The organism is Rathayibacter sp. AY1C1, assembly GCF_002932105.1.
Taxonomy (GTDB): Bacteria; Actinomycetota; Actinomycetes; order Actinomycetales; family Microbacteriaceae; genus Rathayibacter.
The window spans coordinates 1-26624 of record NZ_PSWH01000015.1; the positions used below are offsets into that span (position 1 = coordinate 1).

Below are 26624 nucleotides of genomic sequence, written 5' to 3' on the forward strand. Positions count from 1 at the left end.
GGCTTCGTCCTTCGTTCGTGGGTCGGTGCGCCGTGCCCGGCCCACCGACCCACGAACGAAGGACGAAGCCACCTGTGGCCGATCACTACGAAGTGCTGGGCGTCGACCGTGACGCCTCCGCCGACGAGATCAAGAAGGCGTACCGCCGACTCGCCCGCGAGCTGCACCCCGACGTTAACCCGAGCGCGGACGCCTCCGAGCGCTTCAAGCTCGTCACGCACGCCTACGACGTCCTGAGCGACGCCCAGCAGCGGGCGCAGTACGACCGCGGGCCCCAGGAGGGCTTCGGCGGCGGCGCCCAGGGCTTCGGCGGGTTCGGCGACATCTTCGAGACCTTCTTCGGGCAGGGCGCGCAGGGCTCGTCCCGCGGGCCGCGCTCCCGCCGCGAGCGCGGCCAGGACGCCCTGCTGCGCGTGGAGGTCTCGCTCGACGAGGTCATCTTCGGCACCCACCGCGACCTCGAGGTCGACACGGCGGTGCTCTGCGAGACGTGCCAGGGCTCGTGCTGCCAGCCCGGCACCTCGCCGGTGACCTGCGACATCTGCCACGGCTCCGGCCAGATCCAGCGCACGGTCCGCTCGCTCCTGGGCAACGTGATGACGGCGAGCCCCTGCGGCACCTGCCGCGGCTACGGCACCGTCATCGCGACCCCCTGCTCCACCTGCCAGGGCCAGGGACGCGTCCGCGCCCGCCGCACCATCCCCGTCGACGTCCCCGCGGGAGTCGACACGGGCCTGCGCCTGCAGATGCCCGGCAGCGGCGAGGTCGGCCCGGCCGGCGGCCCCAACGGCGACCTGTACCTCGAGATCAAGGTCAAGCACCACGACGTCTTCAGCCGCAACGGCGACGACCTGCTCTGCACCCTCGAGGTGCAGATGACGGACGCGATCCTCGGCTCCACGGCGTCGCTCAAGGCGCTCGACGGCGACATCGAGATCGAGATCAAGCCGGGCACGCAGAGCACCGAGATCGTCACGATCAAGGGACGCGGAGTCACGCGCCTGCGGGGCAGCGGACGCGGCGACCTCCGCATCGGCATCCAGGTCGTCACCCCGACGAAGCTGGGCCACCGCGAGCGGGAGCTGGTCCAGGAGCTCGCGAAGCACTACAAGCCGCAGAAGCCCGCGCTGACCCACTTCCAGCAGGGCCTCTTCTCGAAGCTCCGCGACCGCTTCCTGGGCTGAGCCCGTGGCGCACCACTACATCGACGAGTCGCTGAACTCTGAGGGCTTCGTCGTCGGGGGCCGGCTCGCGCTCACCGGCGCGGAGGCACGGCACGCCTCGACCGTCAGCCGGATCCGCGCGGGCGAGAGCGTCCGGGTCGGCGACGGGCGCGGACTCGTCGCGACCGCGGTCGTCGAGAGCGCGGAGCCGGCGCGAGTGGTGCTCGTCGTGGAGTCGGTGCAGGAGTCCCCGGTTCCGTCCCCGCGCCTTGTCCTCGTCCAGGCCCTCGCGAAGGGCGACCGCGACGAGCTCGCCGTGCAGGCGGCGACCGAGCTCGGGGTGGACGAGGTCGTCCCGTGGCAGGCCGTGCGGTCGATCTCGCGGTGGTCCGGCCCGAAGGAGGAGAAGGGGCGCGAGCGCTGGCGCGCCATCGTGCGCGAGGCGAGCAAGCAGTCGCTGCGCCCCCGGGTGCCCGAGGTCGCGCCGCTCGAGCAGGTGCGCGGTCTCGTCGCGCGCGCCGCGACGTCCCGGGTGCTGGTCCTCGAGCCCTCGGCGCAGGCGCGGCTCTCCCAGGTGGTCCCGGACGGACGCGACCTGGTGCTCGTCGTCGGGCCCGAGGGCGGCATCGCTCCGGAGGAGCTGCGGCTGCTCGCGGAGGCGGGCGCCGAGGCCGTCGCGCTCGGCGACTCCGTCCTGCGCACCTCGACCGCAGGTCCCGCTGCCATCGCCGTCCTTTCGGCCCGCCTGGGCCGCTGGTGACGCTCCTCCACAGCCGACTCGGGGCTCCGGAGCAGGGTGCCGTGGGCGAACGCGCCGCCCGTCGCGCACGGGCCCCGTTTAAGATGGGTGCATGAGCGAACCCACCGTCTTCACGCGCATCGTCCAGGGCGAGATCCCGGCCGATGTGGTGTTCGAGAACGAGCGCATCCTCGCGATCACCGACATCGAGCCGAAGGCGCCCGTCCACCTCCTCGTCTTCCCGAAGACCCAGGAGCACGCCACGGTCGCCGCCCTCGCCGCCGCCGATCCCGCCCTGCTCGCCGAGATGGTGCAGGTCGCCCAGTCGCTCGCCGACGCCCACAGCAACGGTCAGTTCCGCCTCGTCTTCAACTCCGGCGAAGAGGCGGGCCAGACCGTGTTCCACGTCCACGCCCACGTCCTGGGCGGCCACCAGACGGAAGGCTCCCTTGCCACCGGTTGAGAACACGGGCGCGAGCCCCGACGAGCGTCCCGCCCCCGGCGCGGACGCGTCCGAGACGACGCGGCGCGTCGTCGCCGTCGACGGAGTCGCGATGGTGCGCCTCCTCGGACCTCAGGACCGCCTCATCCGGGCGGTCGAAGGACGATTCCCCGACGTCCGGGTGCACGTGCGCGGCAACGAGGTGACGCTCGACGGCGAGCGCGAGCCCGTCGCCGCTGCGACGCGCCTGGTGGAAGAACTGGTGCGCATGACCGCGAGCGGGCACGATCTCGACCCGGAGGGCGTGCGCGAGTCCGCCCGCATCCTGCAGAACGGCGGGCCGGTGAGCCCGGCCGAGGCGTTCGGCCAGGCCATCCTCACGGCGCGGGGACGGAGCGTGAGGCCCAAGACGCTCGGGCAGCGCGAGTACGTCGACGCGGTCGATCAGAACACCATCGTCTTCGGCATCGGCCCGGCCGGAACCGGCAAGACCTACCTGGCGATGGCGAAGGCCGTGCAGTCGCTGCAGCGCAAGGAGGTCGAGCGGATCATCCTGACCCGCCCGGCGGTCGAGGCGGGGGAGCGGCTGGGCTACCTGCCCGGCTCGCTCACCGACAAGATCGACCCGTACCTGCGCCCGCTCTACGACGCGCTGAACGAGATGATGGACCCCGAGATCGTCCCGAAGCTGCTCGCGGCCGGCACGATCGAGGTCGCTCCGCTCGCCTACATGCGCGGGCGCACGCTCAACAACTCGTTCGTCGTGCTCGACGAGGCGCAGAACACGACGCCCGAGCAGATGAAGATGTTCCTCACCCGCCTCGGCTTCGGCTCCAAGATGGTCGTCACCGGCGACATCACCCAGGTCGACCTGCCGACCGGCGCGAGCGGACTCCGCCTCGTGACGCGCGTGCTCGACGGCATCGACGACATCCACTTCTCGCGCCTGACCAGCGAGGACGTGGTGCGCCACAGCCTGGTCGGCCGCATCGTGGACGCGTACACCGAGTACGACCAGCAGAAGCAGGCGCAGCACTTCGAGCGCGAGCAGGCCCGGGAGTTCGCGAACCGCGCCGAGCGCCGCGGCCAGGCCGCCCGCCCGCCCGGCGACCGCCAGCCTCCGCGCGGCTGAGCCCGCCCGCCCCTCCCGAACCGAAGGAAGACCCGCCCCCGTGAGCATCGAGATCAACAACGAGTCGAGCGTCCCCGTCGACGAGGCCGCCCTGCTGCGCCTCGCCGGCTACGCGCTCGACTCGCTCCACGTGCACCCCGACGCCGAGCTCGCGATCGTGCTGGTCGACGAGGGCGCGATGGAGCAGCTGCACGTGCAGTGGATGGACGAGCCGGGGCCGACCGACGTGCTCAGCTTCCCGATGGACGAGCTGCGTCCCGGGACCGAGGACGAGCAGACCCCCGCGGGGCTCCTCGGCGACATCGTGCTCTGCCCGCAGGTCGCGCAGTCCCAGGCCGAGTCGGCCGGCCACTCCGTGCTCGACGAGCTGCAGCTGCTGACCGCCCACGGGCTCCTGCACCTGCTCGGCTTCGATCACGCCGAGCCGGAGGAGGAGCGCGAGATGTTCGGCATCCAGCGCGACATCCTGGTCGGCTTCCACATCAGCGAGCGACGCCGCTAGAGCGCGCCGTGCCCACTCTCCAGCTCCTCATCGCCGCCCTCGCGCTCGTCGCCGTCGGCGGCTGGTTCGCCGCGACCGACGCCGCACTCGGCGTCCTCTCGCGCAGCGACCTGCTCGACATGGCCCAGCACTCCCGCAGCGCCCGCGCTCTCCGCGCGATCGCGGGCGACATGAGCGCCCACGTCAACGTCGTCAACTTCTCGCGGATCGCGGCCGAGACGACGGCCGCGGTGTTCGTCACCACGGTGCTGGTCGTCGAGGTCCCGCAGCTCTGGCTCGCGCTCCTGCTGGCGGTCCTGATCATGGCGGCGGTCTCGTTCGTCCTGGTCGGCTCCAGCCCCCGCAGCGTCGGGCGCGCCAACGCCCGCGCGGTCCTGTCCACCAGCGCCTCGCTCGTGCACGTGCTCCGGCTCGCGCTGGGTCCGGTCGCGCACGGGCTCGTGGCCCTCGGCAACCGGGTGACCCCGGGAACCGGGCGCTCGGCGGGGTTCTCCTCCGAGGAGCAGCTGCTCAGCATGGTCGACGAGGCGACCGAGCAGGACGTGCTCGAGCAGGACGACCGCGAGCTGATCCACTCGATCTTCGAGTTCAACGACACCTTCGTCCGCGAGGTGATGGTGCCCCGCACCGACATGGTGACGATCGAGGCGACCTCCTCCGTCGGCGCCGGCATGGGGCTCCTGCTGAGCCGCGGCATCTCCCGGCTCCCCGTCATCGGCGACGGCGTCGACGACGTCCTCGGCGTGCTCTACCTGCGCGACGTGGCCCGGCACACCTACGAGCGGCCGGACGACGACGACACGGTCGCCGATCTCGCGCGCCCGGCGCTGTTCGTGCCCGAGTCGAAGAAGGCCGACGAGCTGCTCCGCCAGATGCAGCTCGAGTCCAACCACCTCGCGATGGTGGTCGACGAGTACGGCGGCATCGCGGGCCTGGTGACGCTGGAGGACCTTATCGAGGAGCTCGTCGGCGACATCTCCGACGAGTACGACCGCGAGGTCGACCTCTTCGAGGAGACGGCGCCCGGGGTCTACCGCGTCTCGGCGCGCCTGCCGGTGGACGAGCTCGGCGAGCTGTTCGAGCTCGACCTCGAGGACGACGACGTCGACTCGGTCGGCGGACTGCTGACCAAGGCCTACGGGCGCCTCCCCGAGCGCGGCGCGACGGCGCGGATCGGCGGAGTGCTGCTCGAGGCCGAGCAGGCGGACCCGCGCCGTGGGACCATCTCCACGGTGATCGTCCGCCGCGATCCCGATCTGGACACCGCCGGCGAGCCCGGCACCGGCCCCGTCGCGATCATCGCGGACGGCGGCACCACCACCCCCAGCCCGAGCACGGCTCCCACCCGCGGAGCCACGGGCGATCAGCACGAGGACGCACGATGACCGACACCACTCCCGCCGCCGCTCCCTACCGGGCGGGCTTCGTGTCCTTCGTCGGCCGCCCGAACGTGGGCAAGTCGACGCTCACGAACGCCCTCGTCGGCGAGAAGATCGCCATCACGAGCTCGAAGCCCCAGACCACGCGGCGCGCGATCCGCGGCGTGGTGCACCGCACCGACGGCCAGCTGATCGTCGTCGACACCCCGGGCATCCACCGGCCGCGCACGCTTCTCGGCGAGCGGCTGAACTCGCTCGTCACCTCGACCCTCGGCGACGTCGACGTCATCGGGATGCTGTTCCCGGCGGACGAGCCGATCGGCCCCGGAGACCGCTTCATCAACGAGCAGCTCGACTCCTTCCCGCGCGCCCGGAAGGTCGCGATCGTCTCGAAGGTCGACCTCTCCTCGAAGAAGTCCGTGGCGAAGCAGCTGCTCGCCGTCTCGGAGCTGCGCGAGTGGGACACGATCGTGCCGATCTCGGCCGTGACCGAGGAGCAGCTGGACGTCCTGGCCGTCGAGCTCCTGCGCCTGATGCCCGTCTCGCCCGCCCTCTACCCGGAGGAGGCGGTGACCGACGAGGACCTGTCCTCGCGGATCGCCGAGTTCATCCGCGAGGCCGCCCTCGAGGGCGTCTCGGACGAGCTGCCGCACTCCCTCGCCGTGACGCTCGACGACATGGTCGAGCGCGAGGACGGCTCGCTGATCGACATCTACGCCAACGTCTTCGTGGAGCGCGACAGCCAGAAGGGCATCATCATCGGCAAGGGCGGCCAGCGCCTGCGCGAGGTGGGAGCCGTCTCCCGCGAGCAGATCGAGCGCCTGCTGGGCCGTCGCGTGTTCCTCTCCATCCGGGTGAAGGTCGCCAAGGAGTGGCAGCGCGACCCGAAGCTGCTCGGGCGCCTGGGCTTCTGACGCCGGAGGGACGACGGCGGTCACCCTCGCGGACGACGCCCCCGGGCGCGCGGACCCGTAGCGTGGTCCTCATGCGCGCCCTCCTCGACCGACCGGCGGCACTGCCGATCGCCGGGGCGCTGCTCGCCGCCCTCCATCTGCTGCTCGGGCTCACCGGGGTCACTCCGACCGAGCGGATCGCCGGCGGCCTCGTGCTCGCGCTGGCCCTCGCCGTCGCGGGATTCCTGCCCGCGCTCGCCCCCTCGCTCGTCGCGGTCGGCGCGCTCGCCGACGGAGGCGTCCTGCTCGGCGGCGTCCCCGTCGACGGGGTGCTCGTCGGCCTGGTCGTCCTCTGGCAGACGACCCGCCGGGTGGGCCCCTGGACCCGTGCCCTGGCGCTCGCGGGCGGCCTGATCCTCGCCGGGATCGGCGGCGTCACCGTCGCGCTCGGCCTCTCCGGCCCGCTCGATCCGTCCGGGCTCCCGGCGCGCGTGGAGTTCGTGGTCCTCGCCCTGGTCGCCCTCGCGGTCGCCTCCGTGCTCGGTGCGGCGAAGGTCCTCGTGTACCTCAACGCGCTGCGGGCGCCGGTCCTCGCGGGCGATCGGATCGACGCGCTGCTGACCCGGGTCGCCGGGCCGCAGGACCCCTTCGCGGTGGGGGTCGCCGGTGGTCAGGCGCTGGTGCTCCTCCTCGTCGCCGGCCTCCCGTTCGCCGGGGTGGAGGGCGCGATGCAGCTGCTGGTCGCGGGCGTGCTCGCGGTCGCGCTGGTGCTGCACCGGCGGTCCCCGGTCCTCGCCCTCTCGATCGCCTGGGCCGGTGCCGCCCTGCAGATGAGCGCGAGCCTCGCTCCCGGACCCGCGGATCTGGCCATCCTGGCCGTCCTCTTCGGCGCCGGCGCGTCGGAGTCGCGGCGGGTGCGTATCGCGGGCGCGGTGTCGGCCGTCCTCGGCGCCGTGATCGCCGTCGTCTACCTCGTCCTCGTCTTCGACCTCGTCGCGAGCGCCTACGACGGCCTCCTGTCGGCCGGAGCCACCTTCGGCGGGATCCTCGCGACGCTCGGCCTCTCCTGGACCATCGGACTGCTCTCCCGCTCGGTCCGCCGGGCGCGTGAGGGCCAGACCCTGCGCGCGCAGGCCGAGCAGGAGCGCGCCCGGGCGCAGCGCGAGCTCGACACCGTGGAGGAGCGCAACCGGATCGCCCGCGACATGCACGACGTCGTCGCCCACTCCCTCGCCGTCGTGATCGCGCAGGCGGACGGCGCGCGCTACCTCGGCGCCACCAGCCCCGAGCAGACCGACGCCGCGCTGCTGACCATCTCCTCCGTCGCCCGGGACGCCCTCGGCGACGTGCGCGTGCTCCTCGCCCAGCTGCGGCACTCGCAGAGCGACGGCCCGCAGCCCGGCGCGCGCGACCTGCCGGCCCTCCTCGACAGCGTGGGCGGAGCCGGAGCCCCCGTCCGCGCCGAGCTCGCCGTCGACCTGGAGGCGGTGCCGCGCGCCGTCGGTCTGGCCCTGTACCGCATCGCCCAGGAGGCGACCACGAACGCTCTCCGCCACGGCCGCCCGGGCTCGCCGCTCGACATCGCCCTGCGCCAGGACGGCGGCGAGCTCGCCCTGACCGTGCGCAACGCCCGGTGCGCCGACGTCGAGCGCGACTCCCTGCCGGGCGAGGGCCACGGCCTGGTCGGCATGCGCGAGCGCGCCGCGCTCGTCGGGGGAGTGCTCGCCGCCGGCCCGGTCGGGGACGACTTCGTCGTCGACGCGCGCCTGCCCTCCTCCCCGTCCCTCGCCCGCACCGCCCCACCCCTCGCCTCCGGAGGCAGCCCCACATGACCGACACCATCCGCCTCGTCCTCGTCGACGACCAGGCCCTCTTCCGCGCCGGCATCCGCATGCTGCTCGGCTCGCAGCCCGACCTCGAGGTGGTCGGGGAGGCCTCGGACGGGGCGGAGGGCGCGGAGCTGGTCGCGCGGCTGGCCCCCGACGTCGTGCTGATGGACATCCGGATGCCGGGCGTCGACGGGATCGAGTCGACCCGGCGGATCCTCGCGGACGCGCAGGAGCGGCGGGTCGAGCCTCCGCGCATCCTCGTGCTGACCACCTTCGACCTCGACGAGGCGGCCGCGCGCGCCATCCGGGCGGGCGCGAGCGGCTTCCTCCTGAAGGACACGGAGCCCGGCTTCCTCCTCGCCTCCGTCCGCACCGTGCACGCGGGGACCGCCGTGGTCGCCGCCTCCGCGACCCGCGAGCTCTTCGAGCACTTCGGAGCGGCGGGCAGCGGACGCGAGACCCCGCCCGCCTTCGCGACCCTCACCGACCGCGAGCGCGAGATCTTCCACCTGGCCGCGCGGGGGATGAGCAACACCGAGATCGCGCGCGCCGAGTTCCTGAGCGAGGCGACGGTGAAGACGCACATCAGCCGCACCCTCGGCAAGCTCGGCCTGCGCGACCGCGTGCAGCTGGTGGTCTACGCCTACGAGAACGGCCTGGTCTCCTAGAGCGGGGCGCCGGGGTGACGCGCCGCGGGGGCGGTGCTACCCTGACCGGGTGCGCTTCGGACAGCTCCTCCTTCTCCGCCGCGACGAGATCTGATCCTCAGGCCATCCTCGTCGCGGAGTCCGTCGTCGGCTGAACCATCCCTCGCCCGCGAGGTCGATCCGCATCCGGATCCCCGCGAGACCGCCCGACCGGCACCGCCCACCAGCGGAGCCGCACGCGAGCGGGATCGGTCACGAGCGAGAACAGACACGTGCGCACCACTGCGCCGGGAGAGCACCTCATGCTGAACAACCAGAAGCCGTCGCCCATGCCGATCGGCAAGTACCGTCCCTTCCACGAGCTGATCGCCGTGGACCTGCCCGACCGCACCTGGCCGTCGAAGCGCATCACCGCCGCGCCCCGCTGGTGCGCCGTGGACCTCCGCGACGGCAACCAGGCGCTCATCGACCCGATGAGCCCCGAGCGCAAGCGCATCATGTTCGATCTGCTGGTCCGGATGGGCTACAAGGAGATCGAGGTCGGGTTCCCGAGCGCGAGCCAGACCGACTTCGACTTCGTGCGCAGCCTCATCGAGGAGGGCGCGATCCCCGAGGACGTCACCATCCAGGTGCTGACCCAGGCCCGCGACCACCTGATCGAGCGCACCTACGAGTCGATCCGCGGCGCGCGCCAGGCGATCGTGCACCTCTACAACTCCACGAGCGTGCTGCAGCGCGAGGTCGTGTTCCGCAAGGACCGTCAGGGCATCATCGACATCGCGCTGGCCGGCGCCCGCAAGTGCCGCGAGATGGAGTCGACCGTCCCCGGCACGGCCGTCTACTACGAGTACTCGCCCGAGAGCTACACCGGCACCGAGCTCGATTTCGCCCGCGAGATCTGCGATCGCGTCGTCGAGGTCTTCGAGCCGACTCCCGAGCGCAAGGTCATCCTGAACCTGCCCGCCACCGTCGAGATGGCCACCCCGAACGTCTACGCCGACTCGATCGAGTGGATGAGCCGCAACCTCGCGCAGCGCGAGAACATCGTGCTGTCGCTGCACCCCCACAACGACCGCGGCACGGCCGTGGCGGCCGCCGAGCTGGGCTACCTGGCCGGCGCGGACCGGATCGAGGGCTGCCTCTTCGGCAACGGCGAGCGCACCGGCAACGTCGATCTGGTCGCGCTGGGCGTGAACCTGTTCACCCAGGGGATCGACCCGCAGATCGACTTCAGCGACATGGACGGCATCAAGCGCACCGCCGAGTACTGCAACCAGCTGCCCGTGCCCGAGCGCAGCCCCTGGGCGGGCGACCTGGTCTTCACCGCCTTCAGCGGCTCGCACCAGGACGCCATCAAGAAGGGCTTCGAGGCGATGCAGGCCGAGGCCGAGCGGACCGGCCGCAGCGTCGACGAGCTCACCTGGGCCGTGCCCTACCTGCCGGTGGACCCGAAGGACCTGGGCCGCTCCTACGAGGCGGTCATCCGCGTCAACTCGCAGTCCGGCAAGGGCGGAGTCGCGTACCTGCTGAAGACGGACCACGCGCTCGACCTGCCGCGCCGACTGCAGATCGAGTTCTCGGGCGTCGTGCAGGCCAAGACCGACGCCGAGGGCGGCGAGGTCACGAGCGAGCAGATCTGGACGGTGTTCCAGGACGAGTACCTGCCCGCGCCCGCCGAGCGCGCCGACGAGAAGTGGGGCCGCTTCGAGCTGCTGCGCACGAACACGTCGAGCGATCTGGGCGGCAGCATCGCGCTGGACGCGGTCCTCCGGGTGGGCGACGAGCGCGTCTCGGCCAGCTCGCGGGGCAACGGCCCGATCAACGCCTTCGAGGCCGTGCTGGAGCAGCAGGGCGTCGAGGTCCGGGTCCTCGACTACGTCGAGCACGCGCTCAGCGCCGGCGGCGACGCGCTGGCCGCCTCGTACGTCGAGTGCACGGTGAACGGCCGCACCCTGTGGGGCGTGGGCGTGGACGCCGACATCTCGACCGCCTCCCTCAAGGCCATCGTCTCGGCCGTCAACCGCGCCCTGCGCGAGGAGGTCCCGGTCCGCGAGCTGGCCGGCGCCTCCGCCTGATCGGGCCCGATCCCCGCCGGGGGAGCCGTGATGCGTCGCGGCTCCCCCGGCGTTCCCGTGCGCGGACCGCGCGGGACTCCGCTCCCTGCGTCCGGGTCGGCCGCCGCTAGGTCCGGCGGCGCCAGCGCAGGCGCGGCACCCCGCTGAGCGCGCGCTGCTCGGGCAGGCTCCAGCCGTAGCGGACCGCGAGCAGGCGGATGACCGTGGTCACGCCCACCGCGAGCGGCGCGGCGAAGTCGATCGTCACTCCGAAGCGCAGCGTGAGGACCAGGACGCCGGTGCCCACCGAGGCGGCGACCGCGTAGAGCGAGCCGACGTGCATCAGCGCGATCGGCCGGTTCAGCAGGATGTCGCGGACGACGGATCCGCCGACGGCCGAGACGGTGCCGACGAACACGGCCGGCACCTCCGGCACGCCGAGCGACAGGGCCTTCGTGGTGCCGATCGCGCCGAAGAGCCCGAGGGTCAGCGCGTCGAGGGCGGTGATCGTCCCGTCGACCCGGTTCAGCAGGTGCTGGAGCAGCATCCCGAGCAGGGAGGCGGTCACCGCGACGATCAGGTACGCGTCGGTGTGCAGGGCCACCAGGGGCGTCTGGAGCAGCAGATCGCGGAGCACGCCGCCGCCGAGGCCGGTGGCCGTGCCGATGATCGTGACGCCGAGCAGGTCGATCCGGCGGTCGCGGAACTCGCCCGCGAACATCGCGCCCTGGAGGCAGCCGATGGCGATCGCGAGCAGGTCGGCCCAGGCCGGGATCTCGAAGAGGGAGGCTGCCACCCGGACATCGTTCCACGGCGCGGGCCCTGCTCCGGCCGGGCTGCCAGCCGGGTGTCGGGGGTCGGGGGGATAATCGGAGGATGCCCACCTATCGCGACGAAGCCGTGGTGCTCCGCACGCACAAGCTGGGCGAGGCCGACCGCATCGTGACGCTGCTCTCGCGCAGCCACGGCAAGATCCGCGCGGTGGCGAAGGGCGTTCGCAAGACCGGCTCCAAGTTCGGCTCGCGGCTCGAGCCGTTCATGGTCGCCGACCTGCAGCTCTACGAGGGCCGGAGCCTCGACATCGTCACGCAGGCCGAGTCGCTCGGCGCCTACGGTGCGCTGATCGCCGCCGACTACGACAGCTACACGGCGGCGAGCGCGATGGTCGAGACGGCGGACCGCCTCACCGACGCGGACGCCTCCCTGCAGCAGTACCTGCTGCTCGTCGGGGCCCTGCGCTCGCTCTCGAAGCACGAGCACGAGCCGGTGCTGACGCTCGACTCCTACCTCCTGCGGGCGCTCTCGATCGCGGGCTGGGCGCCCAGCTTCGAGGACTGCGCGCGCTGCGGCGCTCCCGGGCCCCACGGCGCGGTCGTGGTGCAGCTCGGAGGCGTCGTCTGCGCCGACTGCACGCCGCCCGGCGCACCGCGGGTCGCTCCGGAGGTCGTGGTCCTGCTGGGCGCACTGCTCACGGGAGACTGGGCCCACGCCGAGACCACCGAGCCGACCACGCGGTCGCGGGCGAGCGGAGTGGTCGCCGCCTACACGCAGTTCCACCTCGAACGCGGTCTGAGATCCCTGGAGCACGTCACCCGATGAAGCCCTTCACTCACAAGGACGCCGAGCCGTACCGCCCCCTCGACTGGACCGGGATCCACCCGCCCGCGATCCCGCGGAAGGCCGTTCCAGGGCACGTCGCCATCGTGATGGACGGGAACGGCCGCTGGGCGAACTCCCGCGGCCTGACGAGGATCGAGGGGCACAAGCGCGGCGAGACGGCGCTGCTGGACGTCGTGGCCGGAGCGATCCAGATCGGCGTCAAGCACCTCAGCGTCTACGCGTTCTCGACCGAGAACTGGAAGCGCTCGCCCGAGGAGGTGCGCTTCCTGATGGGCTTCAACCGCGATGTGCTGCACCGCCGCCGCGATCAGCTCAACGAGTGGGGCGTGCGCATCCGCTGGGCCGGCCGGAAGCCGCGCCTGTGGGCGTCGGTGATCAACGAGCTGCAGTTCGCCGAGCGGATGACCGCGGACAACGACGTGCTGACGCTCACCATGTGCGTCAACTACGGCGGGCGCACCGAGATCGCCGACGCGGTGCAGCGGCTCGCCGCCGAGGTCCAGGCGGGGCGGCTCAAGCCCTCCGGCATCTCCGAGAAGACGATCGCCAAGGCGCTGTACGTGCCGGAGATGCCGGACGTCGACCTCTTCGTGCGCTCCTCCGGCGAGCAGCGCACCAGCAACTTCCTGCTCTGGCAGAGCGCCTACGCCGAGATGGTGTTCCTCGACCGGCTCTGGCCGGACTTCACGCGGACCGACCTCTGGGACGCGATCGAGCACTACTCCGGCCGCTCCCGCCGCTTCGGCGGCGCGGTCGACGTCCCGGGGGCCTCCTCGTGATCCGGGCCGGAATCGTCGGCTTCGGGCTCGCGGGCAGCGTCTTCCACGGTCCGTTCCTCGCGGCGGATCCCGCTTTCGAGGTCGTCGCCGTCTCCACCCGCGACGCCGGTCGGAGGGCCGCGGCCTCCGCCGCGCATCCCGAGGCCCGGATCGTGCCCGACCTCGACGCGGTGCTCGCCGAGCGGCCGGAGCTGGTCGTGCTCGCCTCGCCGCCGTCAGTGCACCGGGAGCAGGCCGTCCGAGTGCTCGAGGCCGGAGTCGCCGTCGTGATCGACAAGCCCTTCGCACCGAGCACGGCCGACGCGGACGCGATCATCGCCGCTTCCGAGCGGAGCGGTGCGCCCGTCTTCGTCTTCCAGAACCGGCGCTGGGACGCCGATCTGCTCACCCTCCGCCGCCTCCTGGGCGAAGGGGTCCTCGGCGAGGTCCTCCGCTTCGAGTCGACCTTCGAGCGCTGGAGCGCGCCGAAGACGGGCCGGTGGCAGAGCGAGACGGGTCCGGCCGAGGGTGGCGGGATCCTCTTCGATCTCGGCAGCCACCTGGTCGACCAGGCGCTGCTGCTGTTCGGCCCGGCGGTCGTCACGGCGGCCGAGACCCGGACCGTCCACGAGGGCTCCGCGAGCGAGGACGACGCGTTCGTCTCGCTCCTGCATCACAGCGGCGTCCGCTCCCACCTCACCATGAGCCGCGTCGCCCGGGCGACCGGCCCCCGCTTCCGCGTGCTCGGCACCCGCGCCGCCTTCAGCGTCGACGGTCTCGATCCGCAGGAGACCGCGCTCCGCACCGGCGGCGCCCGACCGGACGACGACGGCTTCGGCGAGGTCGCGCCGGAGGGATGGGGCGTCCTCGTCGACGACTCCGGCGCACACCCCGTGCCGAGTGAGCGGGGACGATACGCCGCGTTCCTCGAGCAGGTCGCGCGGTCCCTCCAGGACGGCGCTCCCTCGCCGGTCGACGTCCGCGAGGCCCGCGAGGTCGTCGCCGTGCTCGAGCAGGCGCACGCCCTCGCCGCCCGCTGACCGGGCCCGCCGCCGGCGCGCCCGGTCGCTCCCCGGTCTTGGCGATCCGGCTCCGGAGCGTCATCCTCGAGAGGTGAGCACCGCACTGCCGAACTCCGCCGACCTGCGCGCGCGCTTCGCCGGTGCCCGCGGCTACCACAACGCCTGCACCCTCGGCCTGCCGCCGCGGCAGACCGTCGAGGCGCTGCGGGCGGACCTCGACGGCTGGTCGTCCGGGGAGAGCACGGCCGCCGCCTACGGCGCTGTCGCCGAGCGCGCGCGTGCCTCGTTCGCCGCGATCGCCGGCGTCCCGGTCGACCGTGTCGCGATCGGCTCGCAGACCTCCGCCATGGCCGCCGTGCTCGCCGCCTCGCTGCCCGACGGGGCCCGCGTGCTCTGCGTGGACGGCGACTTCTCCTCCATCGTGTTCCCCTTCCTCGCCCAGGCGCACCGCGGAGTGACCGTGCGCTCCGTCGCGCTCGAGGCGCTGTCCGACTCCGTCGAGGACGGGGACGACCTCGTCGTCTTCTCCGCCGTGCAGTCCAGCAGCGGAGCGCTCGCCGATCTCGACGCCGTCCTCGAGGCGGCCGCGCGCCACCGAGTGCGGACCGCGTGCGACCTGACGCAGGCGGCCGGCGTCCTGCCGGTCGACGCCTCCCGCTTCGACGCGACCCTCACCCACGCCTACAAATGGCTGTGCTCGCCGCGCGGAGTGGCGTTCCTCACCGTCTCGCCCGCCTACGCGGCCGAGCTCGTCCCCGTGCAGGCGGGCTGGTACTCGGGGGAGGACGTGTGGTCGTCCTGCTACGGACCGGCCATGCACCTGGCCGAGAACGCCCGCCGCTTCGACGTCTCGCCGGCCTGGCAGGCGTTCGCCGGCGCCGAGGCGTCGCTCGCTCTGTTCCGCTCGCTCGACCTCGACGCGGTCTGGGCGCACGCCTCCGGCCTCGGCGACCTGCTGTGCGAGCGGCTTGACCGGGAGCCTCAGCACCGGGCGCTCGTGTCCTGGCCGGACGAGGGGGGAGCGGACCTGGAGCTGCTGCAGGCCGCGGGTCTGCGCGTCTCGGGCCGCGGCGGCCGGCTCCGCATCGCCTTCCACCTCTGGAACGACGAGTCCGACGTGGACGAGCTCGTCCGCGTGCTGCGGGAATAGCGGGGCGCCCCCTCCGTTGTCCTGGGGGTGAGTGCTGAGCCGAGCCCCCTGTCCGTCGACGTCTGGTCCGACATCGCCTGCCCCTGGTGCTACATCGGGAAGCGCCGGTTCGAGCGCGGGCTCGAGGCCTTCCGCGCCGCGCACCCCGAGGCTCCGGAGGTCGTCGTGGAGTACCGCAGCTTCGAGCTCTCGCCGGACACGCCGGAGGACTACCGCGGGGGAGAGGCGGCGTTCCTCGCCGAGCACAAGGGCATCCCGGAGGCGCAGGCGCAGCAGATGCTCGACTCCGTCACGGCGGTCGCGGCGGGCGTCGGCCTCGACTACCACTTCGAGTCGGTGCGCCACGTCAAGACGGTCACCGCCCACCAGGCGCTCCACCACGCCAAGGAGAACGGACTGCAGCTCGAGCTCGTCGAGCGTCTCCTGAGCGCGTACTTCGTCGAGGGCCGCGACCTGGCCGATCCGGAGGTGCTCGCCTCGCTCGCCGGCGAGGTCGGGCTCGACCCGGCGGAGACGCGCCGCGCTCTCGAGGACCGGCGCTACCTCGGGCGGGTGCAGTCCGACATCGCCCAGGCCCGCGAGTACGGGATCTCGGGGGTGCCGTTCTTCGTCCTCGACGGGCGCTTCGGCGTCTCCGGCGCCCAGGAGCCGGCGGCGTTCACCGAGGTCCTCGAGCACGTGCTGAAGCAGCGGGCGGCCGTCGCGTGAGCGGGCCGTTCGAGATGCTCGGCGACTCCGGCGGGCCGCTGTGCGAGGACGGCGTCTGCGCCGTGCCGCAGGCCGCGGAAGCGCAGGCCGAGGTGCCGCCGATCACCGCGGAGGCTCCTCCACGGTGATGTCGGCGACGGTCGCGCCGTAGGCGGCCACGAGGGCGTCCGCGTCGACGAAGGCGCTGCGCCCGTCGGCGCCGGCTCCCATCGCGACGCGGCGGCCGAGGATCCGCTCGTCGGCGTAGACCGGCCAGGCCGTCGTGGACCCGATCGGGGTGATGGTGCCGCGCCGGTAGCCGGTCGCCTCGAGGGCGGCCGTCTCGTCCGGGAGGCGGAGCTTGTTCACTCCGACCACCGCGCGCAGCTTCGGCCACGCGATCTGCCGCCCGCCGGGGACCAGGGCGAACAGGTAGCCGCCGTCGTGGCGCTTCACCACGAGCGACTTCACGATGTCGCCGGGCTCGATGCCGAGCAGCGCGGCCGCCTCGTGCAGGCTGCCGGCAGCGGGCCTCTCCACGATCTCGACCGCAAGGCCGCGGGCGGACGCGTCCGCCTCCAGCCGCTGCGAACCGTCCTCCACAGGTGTGCTCCCGTTCATCTCTCCACCTCTCCGCTCGTCACTCCGCCTTCCCCAACACAGGATCTGGGAGAATCGATACCGATGTCCTCCACTCTCACGGCCGCCCCGCCCGCGCGCACCGCGCCGGCGCTCCGGATCGGCCCCCTCGAACTCGACGCGCCGGTGGTGCTCGCCCCCATGGCGGGCATCACCAACACGGCGTTCCGCCGCCTCTGCCGCGAGTTCGGCAACGGCCTCTACGTGAGCGAGATGATCACCTCCCGCGCGCTCGTCGAGCGCACGCCGGAATCGATGCGCCTCATCCGCCACCACCCCAGCGAGTCGGTGCGCTCGATCCAGCTCTACGGAGTGGACCCGGTCACCGTCGCCGAGGCGGTCACCATGCTCGTCGCCGAGGACCGGGCCGACCACATCGACCTCAACTTCGGCTGCCCCGTGCCCAAGGTCACCCGGAAGGGCGGGGGAGCGGCCCTGCCGTGGAAGCTCCCGCTGTTCCGGCAGATCGTCGAGGGCGCCGTGAAGGCCGCCGGCGACGTCCCGCTCACCGTCAAGATGCGCAAGGGCATCGACCCGGACCACCTCACCTACCTCGAGGCCGCCCGTGCCGCCGAGGGCGCCGGGGTCGCGTCGATCGCGCTGCACGCGCGCACCGCCTCCGAGTTCTACAGCGGGCACGCCGACTGGTCGGCGATCGCCACGCTCAAGGAGACGGTCATGAGCGTGCCCGTGCTGGGCAACGGCGACATCTGGTCGGCCGAGGACGCGCTGCGGATGATGGCCGAGACGGGCTGCGACGGAGTCGTCGTCGGTCGCGGCTGCCTCGGGCGCCCCTGGCTCTTCGGCGACCTCGCCGCCGCGTTCGCCGGCTCCGACGAGCGGTTCCGCCCTTCGCTCGGACAGGTCGCCGAGGCGTTCCGCCGCCACGCGGAGCTGCTCGTCGACTTCTTCGAGAGCGAGGAGCGCGGCTGCCGCGACATCCGCAAGCACGTCGCCTGGTACTTCAAGGGCTACGCCGTCGGCGGCGACCTCCGCGCTCGCCTGGCCACCGTCGAGTCGCTCGCGCAGCTCGACGAGCTCCTGGCGACGCTCGACTGGACGCAGCCCTATCCAGGCGAGGCGGCCGAGGGGCAGCGGGGCCGCGCCGGCTCGCCCAAGGTCCCCTCCCTCCCGGACCGCTGGCTCGAGTCCCGCGAGCTCGACGCCGGGCAGCGCGACGCGGTCTCGGCCGCCGAGATCCACAACAGCGGTGGATGACCGCGCGCTCTGGGGATACTCGCTCGTCGACACCGAGCGATTCCTGCCGGAGGACCACTCGACTCGCCGCTCCGACTTCGCCCGCGACCGCGCCCGGCTCTTCCACTCCAGCGCGCTCCGCCGCCTGGCCGCGAAGACCCAGGTGCTCAGCCCCACGGCGGGCGTCGACTTCGCGCGCAACCGCCTGACCCACTCGCTCGAGGTGGCGCAGATCGGCCGGGAGCTCGCCACGAGCCTCGACCTCGACCCCGACGTCGTCGACACGGCCTGCCTCGCGCACGACATCGGGCATCCGCCGTTCGGGCACAACGGCGAGCGCGCGCTCAACACCTGGGCCGAGGGAATCGGCGGCTTCGAAGGCAACGCGCAGACCTTCCGGCTGCTCACGCGGCTCGAGCCGAAGGTGTTCGGCGACGACGCCCGCCCCTACGGGCTGAACCTCACCCGCGCCAGCATCGACGCGAGCTGCAAGTACCCCTGGCCCGACACGCGCTCGGTCGCGGACCCGTCGGGGCGCGCCAAGTTCGGGTTCTACGCCGACGACGCTCCCGCGTTCGCCTGGATGCGCGAGGGCGCCCCCGAGGGGGTGCGCTGCATCGAGGCCGAGGTGATGGACCTCTCGGACGACATCGCGTACTCCGTGCACGACTTCGAGGACGCGGTGGTCTCCGGCTACATCGACGTCGAAGCACTCGGCTCCCGCGCCGACCACGAGGACCTCGTGCAGTCGATGCACTCCTGGGTCGGCGGGGAGGTCGGACACGACGAGCTCGTCGCCGCCTTCGACCGTCTCGACTCGCTCGACGTGTGGGTCTCCTCCTGGGACGGCTCCCGCCGCGACCAGGCCCGGCTCAAGAACCTCACCAGCCAGCTCATCGGCCGCTTCGCCGCCGCCGCCACCGAGGCCACCCGCGAGGCGTACCAGCACCCCGACCTCGTCCGCTTCGGCGGCCACGTCGTCGTCCCCCGCGAGCAGCAGGCCGAGATCGCCGTGCTCAAGGGGATCGTCGCGACGTTCGTGATGTCGCGGAACACCCGCCAGCCCATCTACGCCCAGCAGCGCGAAGTCCTCACCCGCCTCGCCGACACCCTCCTCGACCGCGGCCCGGGAACCCTCGAGCCCGGCTTCGCCGAGGACTGGCACGCCGCCCCCGACGACGACGCCCGCCGCCGCGTCGTCGTCGACCAGGTCGCCAACCTCACCGACCAGAGCGCCCTCGCCTGGTTCGAGAGGCTGTGCTGATGCGCTGAGCCGGGCGGCGCCCGGCTCAGCAGTGCCGCCGGTCCCTGCCCGGCGTCACCGCGGCTGGCTTGTCGAGGTGGTGCGTTCCAGGGAGCGGGGTGCGTCCGCCTAGGGCGATCCGCTGGTACGCGGATCACCCGTTCGGCTGTGCTCGATTGCACGCCGGTCCTCGCCCGGCGTGGCGCGGTCGGCTTCTCGGGGTGGTGCGTTCGTGGAGCGGGGTGCGTCCGCCTAGGGCGATCCGCTGGCACGCGGATCGGCCGTTCGGCGGTGCCGGTGGCACGCCGGTCCCTGCCCGGCGTGGCGCGGTCGGCTTGTCGAGGTGGTGCGTTCCAGGAAGCGGGGTGCGTCCGCCTAGGGCGATCCGCTGGTACGCGGATCACCCGTTCGGCGGTGCCGGTGGCACGCCGGTCCTCGGCCGGCGTGCCGCGGTCGGCTTGGCGACGTGGTGCGATTCGTGGAGCGGGGTGCGTCCGCCTGGGGCGATCCGCTGGCACGCGGATCGGCCGTTCAGCGGTGCCGGGGCACGCCGGTCACCGCCAGGCGTCACCGCGGTCGGCTTGTCGGGGTGGTGGGTTCCAGGGAGCCGGGTGCGTCGTCTGAGGCGATGTGCTGGTGTGCGGGTCGGCCGGTCGGCTCGCGGGGAGGGCACCGCACCGCGAGGCGCGGGGGGCGCGGGGCGGCGGGTACGGTGAGGGCGTGGGAGCGGAGCGGACACGGCAGCGGATCCTCGAGGCGGCGACGGAGGAGTTCGCGGCGCACGGGCTGGCGGGAGCGCGGGTCGACCGCATCGCGGCACGGTCGGGGATGAGCAAGCCGATGCTGTACTCGCACCGGCCGACGGCGCGCGAGGCCGTCGCCGCTGTCGTCCGCGTCAGTGCGGAGGGGTACTCCGCGCCCGGCACTCCTGCCGGCTGCTTCGTGCTGAGCGAGCCGCGGCTCGAGGCCCGTCGCCGTGAGATGGAGGCGCTCGTCGCCGCACGAGTCGAGCGCGGGATCGAGGAGGGCGACGTGCCGCCGGAGACGGACGCCGGATCCGTCGCCGCCTTCGTCGTCGCCGTGCTCAGCGGGATGTCGACGCAGGCCCGCGACGGAGCACCGGCGGACCGCATCGCGGTCATCGGCGAGCTCGCACTCGGCGCGCTGCCGGCGGCCACGGGCGTGCGAGCCGCAGGGCGCACGCCGGGAGCTCCCGGATGAGACTGCGTCGGCCGCGTCTCGGCCTCCTCGCCCTGGTCGTCGCGGGGCTGCTGCTGGTCCAGCCCGCCGCGGCCTCGGCGGCACCGCTGCTCCCTCCCGCGAACGGCGTCCTCGACTACCAGCTGGGAGGCGCCTACGCTCCGGCGTCGAGCGTCACCATCGTCGACCGCGACCGCACGGACGCGCCCGCCGCCGGCCGCTACAGCATCTGCTACGTGAACGCCTTCCAGACCCAGCCCGGCGAGAGCGCCGCCTTCGCGAAGCGGCACCCCGAGCTCCTGGTGAGGCGAGCGGACGGGAAGCCCCTCGCCGATCCGGGCTGGCCGGACGAGTACCTCTTCGACGTCTCGACCGCCGCGAAGCGGACCGCTCTGCTCGCGATCGTCGGCGCCTGGATCGACGGCTGCGCCGAGGACGGCTTCGACGCCGTCGAGGCCGATAATCTGGACAGCTACACCCGCTCGGGCGGGAGGCTGACGAAGTCGCAGGCGCTGGCGTTCGCCACCCTCCTGACGGCGCGCGCTCACCGCTCCGGCCTGGCGATCGGCCAGAAGAACGGAGCCGATCTCGCCGCTGCCGGGAAGAGGACGGTCGGCTTCGACTTCGCCGTCGTCGAGGAGTGCCAGGTCTACGACGAGTGCGCGGCGTACACGGACGTCTACGGGCGCCAGGTCTACGAGATCGAGTACACCGACAACGGCCGGTCCGCCTACTCCGAGGCCTGCGCCGCGCAGGGCCGGAGCATCTCGGTCACCCTCCGCGACCGCGACGTCGTTCCCCGTGGCGCACCGGGCTACGTGAACCGGCACTGCTGACGCCGGGCGGACGCTACCGCAGGGCTCCCAGCACGACGGCTGCGGCTCGGGCGACCAGCGCGTCGTCGTAGTCCGCCTCGGGGTCGTTGCGCGACGAGAGGATCGACAGCACGACCGCGTCCCGCCCGGGAGGCGTCACCACGGCGACGTCGTTGCGGATCCCGCCGGCGCCCCCGGACTTGTCCGCAACGCTCCAGCCGGCCGGAGCGCCCGCCCGGACGAGAGTGTCGCCGGTCGCGTTGCCGCTCATCCAGTCGAGCAGGAGCGCCCGGTCCTCCGCGGACAGCACGTCACCTGTGGCGACCGCGGCGAGGTCCGCCGTGAACGCGGCCGGGGTGGTGGTGTCGTCGATGCTGCCGGGCTCGATCGTGTTCAGAGCGGGCTCCTCGTTCACCACCTCGGTGGTGGTGTCGCCGAGAGCCTCGAGTCCACGGTCGAGGGCGGAGGGTCCGCCGAGGCGCCGGAGGACGAGATTCAGCGCTGTGCTGTCGCTCCGGCGGACGGCCGCCTCGGCGAGCTGCGACAGCGGCAGGCCGGTGGCGGTGCTCTCCTCCGTGACGGGGGAGTAGCCCGCCGCCTCGACGTCGGCCACGGTCCAGGTGACCACCTCGTCCCGCTCGGCGGCGGGGACGGTGCGCAGGAACTCCGCCGCGGCGAGGGCTTTGAGGCTCGAGGCGAAGCCGAAGCGCTCGTCGGCCCGGTGATCGACCCGGCGACCCGAGCCGGTGTCGACGGCGCTGACGCCGATCCGGGCGTCGAACTCGTTCTCGAGCGCGGCCAGCTCGGCGGAGACGTCGATCGGAGGAGGGGTGGCGGAGGACGCCGACGACGGCACGGAGGCGGACGACGGCGGCGCGACCGGGGCGTCCGCGGTGGTGGTGCACCCGGCGAGGGCCAGAAGGAGGGCGGAACCCGCGAGCGCGCGGAGGGTCCGCGACGACCCTCTCGAACGCTTCACAGCGCGGAGTAGACGACGAAGAAGGCGACGGCGGCCGCCGCGGTGACGCCGAGCGCCGCGAGCGAGACGAGTGCGCGCGGCCTCCTCCGCACGACGGCCAGGACGAGGAAGCCCGCGCCCAGGACGATCTGGAGCCACCAGTACACCGGACTCGTGGTGTCGGCGACCGCGCCCAGCGCCCAGACGCCCTCGCCGATCAGCACGCCCGAGAGCGGCGCGACAGCCAGGACGCGCCACGTCCTCGAGCCGTGGAGGGTGAGTGCGGCGGCGGCGCCCAGGATCGGCCCGGCAGGGACGGCGAGCAGCCAGAAGACGTCCGTGAAGGGAGGCGAGTAGCCGAAGCCGCGCGCCGCGGTCACCAGGTCGTAGCCCTCGAGCAGCGCCCAGAAGCTCAGCAGGCCGAGCACGGCCGCCGCCGCCGGTCGGGCGCCGCCGAGGCGCACGAGCGCGAACACGAGCATGGACCAGCCCCCGGAGGAGTTGGCGAACGAGCTCACCGACGGCGGGAGGGAGCCCTGCAGCAGGCTGGTGAGCCCGCCCAGGACGAGACCGCCGAGCAGGGCGACGAGCAGAGCACGCAGGAGAGGCGGGCGGGAGGCGGCAGGGGGCATGGGTCGATTCTCGGAGACGGCGGGCGGGTGCGGATCAGGGATGACCCTGATCTCGGGGTGCGGGGCCGATCACAGGTCTCCGGGGTGATCCGCGCCGCCCTGGTGCAGTTCTCCCCACCCCGGCTCGGCGGCTCCGGCGGCCGATACGATGGACCCCATGCCTCGGATCCGACAGTCAGATGTCGAGGAGGTCAAGGCGCGGGTGAACATCGGCGACGTGATCGGCGAGTACGTCACGCTGAAGTCGGCCGGCATCGGCTCGCTGAAGGGCCTCTGCCCCTTCCACGACGAGCGCAGCCCCAGCTTCCACGTCCGCCCGCAGGCCGGCTTCTACCACTGCTTCGGCTGCCAGGAGTCGGGCGACGTCTACAGCTTCATCATGAAGATGGACCACAGCTCGTTCAGCGAGACCGTCGAGCGCCTCGCCGGGCGGATCGGCTTCCCGCTGCAGTACGAGGACGGCGACGGCCGCGCGCCCGAGACCGGCGGGCGAGCGCGCCTCCTCGCCGCGAACGACGCCGCGGAGGAGTACTTCCGCGAGCAGCTCGCGACCCCGGGCGCCGACGTCGGTCGGCGCTTCCTCGGCGAGCGGGGCTTCGACCGCGCCGCCGCCGACCGCTTCGGCGTCGGCTTCGCACCCGACGGCTGGGACGGGCTCACGACCGCGCTCAAGCGCCGCGGCTTCTCGGAAGAGGAGTTGACCACGGCCGGCCTGGTCAGCAGCAACAACCGCGGCGGCGTCTACGACCGCTTCCGCGGCCGCCTCGTCTGGCCGATCCGCGACGTGACCGGCCAGACCGTCGGCTTCGGCGCCCGCCGCCTCCTCGAGGAGGACAAGGGCCCCAAGTACCTCAACACCCCCGAGACGCCCGTCTACCACAAGTCCCAGGTGCTCTACGGGCTCGACCTCGCCAAGCGGGACATCTCCCGCGGGCACCGGGTGGTCGTCGTCGAGGGCTACACGGACGTCATGGCCTGCCACCTCGCCGGCGTCACCACCGCGGTCGCCACCTGCGGCACCTCCTTCGGCGTCGACCACATCAAGGTGCTGCGCCGGGTGCTGGGCGACGACAGCGGCGTCGGCGAGGTCGTCTTCACCTTCGACCCCGACGCGGCGGGCCAGAAGGCGGCGATGCGCGCGTTCCAGGAGGAGCACCGCTTCGCCGCGCAGACCTTCGTCGCCGTCGCGCCCGAGGGCCTGGACCCCTGCGACCTCCGCCTGAACCGCGGAGACGACGCCGTCCGCCGCCTCATCGACGACAAGAAGCCGATGTTCGAGTTCGTGATCCGGCAGCTGCTGGACCGCTACGACCTCGAGACGGTCGAGGGCCGGATCGCGGCCCTGCGCGCGGCCGCCCCGGTCGTCGCCGAGATCCGCGACCCGGCGCTGCGGCCCGGCTACTCCCGCGAGCTCGCCCGGATGCTCGGCCTGGACATGGCCGAGGTCAACTCCGCCGTGCGCTCCGCCGGATCCCGGCCCCGCTCCTCCGGACCCGAGGGCCGCGACCAGCAGGGCGGGCGGGGCGGCGGCGAATCGTCCGCGGCCGAGGCGCCCCTCGGCGCGCGCATCGCCGACCTCCCCGTCGACGTCGTCACGCGCATCGAGCGCGAGGCGCTGATGGCGATGCTCCAGCTTCCGCAGGCGATGGGTCCGGAGCTCCTGGCCCGGGCGGCGCACGCGGCGGTCACCAACGAGACCCTCCGCGTGGTCCGCGACGCCGTGGTCGCGAACCTCGAGCGGGCGGAGGACCGCGACTGGGTCGAGCACGTCGCCGACGACGTCCCCGGCCCCTTCGCCTCGCTGGTGCGCCAGCTCGCGGTGGCGCCGATCCCGGCCGCCGACGAGGAGGGGCTCGCCCGCTACTCCCGCGACGTGGCGATCTCGCTCATCGAGCGCGACCTGCTCCGCGAGATCGCCGAGCTGCGCGGGGCGCTCCAGCGCGCGTCCGCCGATCCGGTGATGGCGCGCGCGGTGCAGGTGCGACTGGTCGAGCTCGAGCGCGAGAAGCGGGCGCTGCGCACGGAGTGAGCGTGTTGCGGTCGTGTGAAGAAATCGGCCGCACGCCCGTGCCGGTTCGGAGAGCGCTTCCAACTGTGTTACCTATGAGGAACAGCAATGCGGGCGTCCAGTGTCGTGACGCCACAGCCCACAGGAGATCTGTGTGCCGAGAGTCCGCGCGCCCGGAGCGCGCCCGCATCCCATCCTTGACAGGAAGAGGCAGACGGAGATGAATTCCGCATCCACTCGCGGCACCCGTGCACTGGCCGCCGCCGCAGGCTTCGCCGCGGTCGCGCTCGTGCTGACGGGCTGCGCCGCCGGCGGGAACGACTCGTCCGGCGGCAGTGCCGGAGGGGCCCTGACCATCGGCACCACCGACAAGATCACGACGCTCGACCCCGCGGGCTCCTACGACAACGGCTCGTTCGCCGTGATGAACCAGGTGTTCCCGTTCCTGATGAACACCCCCTACGGCAGCCCGGACGTCGAGCCCGACATCGCCGAGTCGGCGGAGTTCACCGCTCCCACGGAGTACACCGTGAAGCTGAAGGAGGGACTGAAGTGGGCCAACGGCCACGACCTCACCTCCTCCGACGTGAAGTTCTCCTTCGACCGCCAGGTCGGCATCGCGGCCGAGAACGGCCCGTCCTCGCTCCTGGCGAACCTCGACAGCGTCGCGGCTCCGGACGACACGACCGTGGTCTTCACGCTCAAGTCCGAGAACGACCAGACCTTCCCGCAGATCCTCTCGAGCCCCGCCGGCCCGATCGTGGACGAGGAGGTCTTCTCGGCCGACGAGCTGACCGCGGACGCCGACATCGTCTCGGGCGACGCCTTCGCCGGCCAGTACACGATCGCGAACTACGACGTGAACAACCTCATCCAGTACAAGGCGTACCCGGACTACCAGGGCGTTCTCGGCGAGGCGAAGACGGACACCGTCAACGTCAAGTACTACGCGGACTCGTCCAACCTCAAGCTGGACATCCAGGAGGGGAACATCGACGTCGCGTTCCGCAGCCTCTCGGCGACGGACATCGACGACCTCCGCGGCAACGACACGGTCAAGGTCGTGGACGGCCCCGGCGGCGAGATCCGCTACATCGTCTTCAACTTCGACACCCAGCCCTTCGGCGCGACGACCGGTGAGGCCGACAGCGCCAAGGCCCTCGCCGTGCGCCAGGCCGTCGCCGACCTGATCGACCGCGACGAGATCGCCGACCAGGTCTACAAGGGCACCTACACCCCCCTCTACTCCTACGTCCCCGCCGGCCTGACCGGCGCGGTCGAGCCGCTCAAGTCGCTCTACGGCGACGGCAACGGCGCGCCCGACGCGGACAAGGCGAAGGCGACCCTCGAGGCCGCCGGCGTCACCGCTCCGGTCACCCTGAACCTGCAGTACTCGAACGACCACTACGGTCCGTCCTCGGGCGACGAGTACGCGCTGATCAAGGACCAGCTGGAGTCGACCGGCCTCTTCACCGTGAACCTGCAGACCACGGAGTGGGTGCAGTACTCGAAGGACCGCTCGAGCGACGTCTACCCGGCGTACCAGCTCGGCTGGTTCCCCGACTACTCCGACGCCGACAACTACCTCTCGCCGTTCTTCATCAAGGAGAACTTCCTCGCGAACCACTTCGACGACGCCGAGGTGCAGAGCCTGATCGCGCAGCAGGTCTCGACCACCGACGCCGACGCGCGCACCGCGCTGATCGAGCAGATCCAGGAGAAGGTCGCGGCGCAGCTCTCGACCGTCCCCTACCTGCAGGGCTCGCAGGTCGCGGTCGTCGGCAGCACCGTGAGCGGAGCCGAGGACACCCTCGACGCCTCGTTCAAGTTCCGCTACGCGGCACTCAGCAAGGGCTGATCCACCCCCCTCGCGGCCGGCGCCTCCACGACAGGAGGCGCCGGCCGTTCTCCACGA

25 protein-coding genes are annotated in these 26624 nt (G+C 72.7%); 21 read left to right on the plus strand and 4 right to left on the minus strand.

What is annotated here, in order from left to right; all coding sequences use genetic code 11:
• The first annotated feature begins 74 nt into the window (after positions 1–74).
• The 10 genes from dnaJ to leuA all read left to right on the plus strand — a co-directional run bounded on the left by dnaJ (position 75) and on the right by leuA (position 10801).
• Positions 75–1184: a molecular chaperone DnaJ gene (dnaJ, locus tag C5C71_RS08840; protein WP_104251191.1), complete on the plus strand. Its 1110-nt coding sequence runs from the start codon at positions 75–77 to the stop codon at positions 1182–1184.
• Between the two features lie 4 nt (positions 1185–1188).
• A complete protein-coding gene (locus tag C5C71_RS08845; protein WP_104337549.1) occupies positions 1189–1923 on the plus strand; it encodes a 16S rRNA (uracil(1498)-N(3))-methyltransferase in 735 nt (244 codons plus the stop codon).
• Between the two features lie 91 nt (positions 1924–2014).
• On the plus strand, positions 2015–2365 hold the full coding sequence (locus tag C5C71_RS08850) for an HIT domain-containing protein (RefSeq protein ID WP_104225201.1): 351 nt from the start codon (positions 2015–2017) through the stop codon (positions 2363–2365).
• Between the two features lie 91 nt (positions 2366–2456).
• Positions 2457–3476: a PhoH family protein gene (locus tag C5C71_RS08855; protein WP_104225204.1), complete on the plus strand. Its 1020-nt coding sequence runs from the start codon at positions 2457–2459 to the stop codon at positions 3474–3476.
• A 40-nt stretch (positions 3477–3516) separates the two neighbouring features.
• The gene (gene ybeY, locus C5C71_RS08860) at positions 3517–3978 is read left to right on the plus strand and encodes an rRNA maturation RNase YbeY (protein ID WP_104223424.1); all 462 of its coding nucleotides are present in this window, start codon (positions 3517–3519) and stop codon (positions 3976–3978) included.
• An 8-nt stretch (positions 3979–3986) separates the two neighbouring features.
• Positions 3987–5363: a hemolysin family protein gene (locus tag C5C71_RS08865; RefSeq protein WP_104223425.1), complete on the plus strand. Its 1377-nt coding sequence runs from the start codon at positions 3987–3989 to the stop codon at positions 5361–5363.
• Positions 5360–6271, plus strand: coding sequence for a GTPase Era (era, locus tag C5C71_RS08870; protein ID WP_104223426.1), 912 nt, complete (start codon positions 5360–5362; stop codon positions 6269–6271). The genes C5C71_RS08865 and era overlap by 4 nt, the downstream gene beginning before the upstream one ends.
• A gap of 71 nt (positions 6272–6342) precedes the next feature.
• Positions 6343–8082, plus strand: a complete 1740-nt coding sequence (locus C5C71_RS08875; RefSeq protein WP_146084448.1) for a sensor histidine kinase — start codon at positions 6343–6345, stop codon at positions 8080–8082.
• Positions 8079–8747, plus strand: a complete 669-nt coding sequence (locus tag C5C71_RS08880; RefSeq protein WP_104234459.1) for a response regulator transcription factor — start codon at positions 8079–8081, stop codon at positions 8745–8747. Before C5C71_RS08875 ends, C5C71_RS08880 begins: the two co-directional genes overlap by 4 nt.
• Positions 8748–9028: 281 nt before the next feature.
• The gene (leuA, locus tag C5C71_RS08885; RefSeq protein WP_104226696.1) at positions 9029–10801 is read left to right on the plus strand and encodes a 2-isopropylmalate synthase; all 1773 of its coding nucleotides are present in this window, start codon (positions 9029–9031) and stop codon (positions 10799–10801) included.
• A 106-nt stretch (positions 10802–10907) separates the two neighbouring features.
• Here leuA and C5C71_RS08890 read toward each other — a convergent pair whose 3' ends face one another.
• The gene (locus C5C71_RS08890) at positions 10908–11576 is read right to left on the minus strand and encodes a trimeric intracellular cation channel family protein (RefSeq protein ID WP_104273600.1); all 669 of its coding nucleotides are present in this window, start codon (positions 11574–11576) and stop codon (positions 10908–10910) included.
• An 80-nt stretch (positions 11577–11656) separates the two neighbouring features.
• Between C5C71_RS08890 and recO the strand changes: the two genes are divergently transcribed.
• The 5 genes from recO to C5C71_RS08915 all read left to right on the plus strand — a co-directional run bounded on the left by recO (position 11657) and on the right by C5C71_RS08915 (position 16038).
• Positions 11657–12379 carry a DNA repair protein RecO gene (gene recO / locus C5C71_RS08895; RefSeq protein ID WP_104223431.1) on the plus strand — a complete coding sequence of 241 codons (723 nt, stop codon included), beginning with the start codon at positions 11657–11659 and terminating at the stop codon, positions 12377–12379.
• Positions 12376–13179 carry an isoprenyl transferase gene (locus C5C71_RS08900; protein ID WP_104234456.1) on the plus strand — a complete coding sequence of 268 codons (804 nt, stop codon included), beginning with the start codon at positions 12376–12378 and terminating at the stop codon, positions 13177–13179. Before recO ends, C5C71_RS08900 begins: the two co-directional genes overlap by 4 nt.
• Positions 13176–14198 carry a Gfo/Idh/MocA family oxidoreductase gene (locus C5C71_RS08905; protein WP_104335068.1) on the plus strand — a complete coding sequence of 341 codons (1023 nt, stop codon included), beginning with the start codon at positions 13176–13178 and terminating at the stop codon, positions 14196–14198. Before C5C71_RS08900 ends, C5C71_RS08905 begins: the two co-directional genes overlap by 4 nt.
• A 73-nt stretch (positions 14199–14271) precedes the next feature.
• A complete protein-coding gene (locus C5C71_RS08910; protein ID WP_104315348.1) occupies positions 14272–15330 on the plus strand; it encodes an aminotransferase class V-fold PLP-dependent enzyme in 1059 nt (352 codons plus the stop codon).
• A 27-nt stretch (positions 15331–15357) separates the two neighbouring features.
• The gene (locus tag C5C71_RS08915) at positions 15358–16038 is read left to right on the plus strand and encodes a DsbA family protein (RefSeq protein WP_104337551.1); all 681 of its coding nucleotides are present in this window, start codon (positions 15358–15360) and stop codon (positions 16036–16038) included.
• Positions 16039–16140: 102 nt separating this feature from the next.
• Here the strand turns inward: C5C71_RS08915 and C5C71_RS08920 are convergent, their stop codons facing one another.
• On the minus strand, positions 16141–16638 hold the full coding sequence (locus C5C71_RS08920; RefSeq protein WP_104223436.1) for an aminoacyl-tRNA deacylase: 498 nt from the start codon (positions 16636–16638) through the stop codon (positions 16141–16143).
• 63 nt (positions 16639–16701) lie between these two features.
• Between C5C71_RS08920 and dusB the strand changes: the two genes are divergently transcribed.
• The 4 genes from dusB (at position 16702) to C5C71_RS08940 (ending at position 21132) form a co-directional block, all read left to right on the plus strand.
• Positions 16702–17874 (plus strand): tRNA dihydrouridine synthase DusB, encoded by a 1173-nt coding sequence (gene dusB / locus C5C71_RS08925; protein ID WP_104337552.1) that lies wholly within the window; start codon positions 16702–16704, stop codon positions 17872–17874.
• Positions 17867–19117 (plus strand): deoxyguanosinetriphosphate triphosphohydrolase, encoded by a 1251-nt coding sequence (locus C5C71_RS08930; protein WP_104223438.1) that lies wholly within the window; start codon positions 17867–17869, stop codon positions 19115–19117. The genes dusB and C5C71_RS08930 overlap by 8 nt, the downstream gene beginning before the upstream one ends.
• A 699-nt stretch (positions 19118–19816) precedes the next feature.
• A complete protein-coding gene (locus C5C71_RS17925; protein ID WP_104226690.1) occupies positions 19817–20317 on the plus strand; it encodes a TetR family transcriptional regulator in 501 nt (166 codons plus the stop codon).
• Positions 20314–21132, plus strand: a complete 819-nt coding sequence (locus C5C71_RS08940) for an endo alpha-1,4 polygalactosaminidase (RefSeq protein WP_104226689.1) — start codon at positions 20314–20316, stop codon at positions 21130–21132. The genes C5C71_RS17925 and C5C71_RS08940 overlap by 4 nt, the downstream gene beginning before the upstream one ends.
• A 13-nt stretch (positions 21133–21145) precedes the next feature.
• Here the strand turns inward: C5C71_RS08940 and bla are convergent, their stop codons facing one another.
• Positions 21146–22090 carry a class A beta-lactamase gene (gene bla, locus C5C71_RS08945; RefSeq protein WP_104337554.1) on the minus strand — a complete coding sequence of 315 codons (945 nt, stop codon included), beginning with the start codon at positions 22088–22090 and terminating at the stop codon, positions 21146–21148.
• Positions 22087–22701: a DUF6518 family protein gene (locus C5C71_RS08950; RefSeq protein WP_181065679.1), complete on the minus strand. Its 615-nt coding sequence runs from the start codon at positions 22699–22701 to the stop codon at positions 22087–22089. Before C5C71_RS08950 ends, bla begins: the two co-directional genes overlap by 4 nt.
• A gap of 157 nt (positions 22702–22858) precedes the next feature.
• On the opposite strand from C5C71_RS08950, the gene dnaG reads away from it, so the two are divergent.
• On the plus strand, positions 22859–24730 hold the full coding sequence (dnaG, locus tag C5C71_RS08955; RefSeq protein ID WP_104292601.1) for a DNA primase: 1872 nt from the start codon (positions 22859–22861) through the stop codon (positions 24728–24730).
• Positions 24731–24929: 199 nt separating this feature from the next.
• Positions 24930–26567 carry an ABC transporter substrate-binding protein gene (locus tag C5C71_RS08960; protein ID WP_104223443.1) on the plus strand — a complete coding sequence of 546 codons (1638 nt, stop codon included), beginning with the start codon at positions 24930–24932 and terminating at the stop codon, positions 26565–26567.
• The last annotated feature ends 57 nt before the right edge of the window (positions 26568–26624 follow it).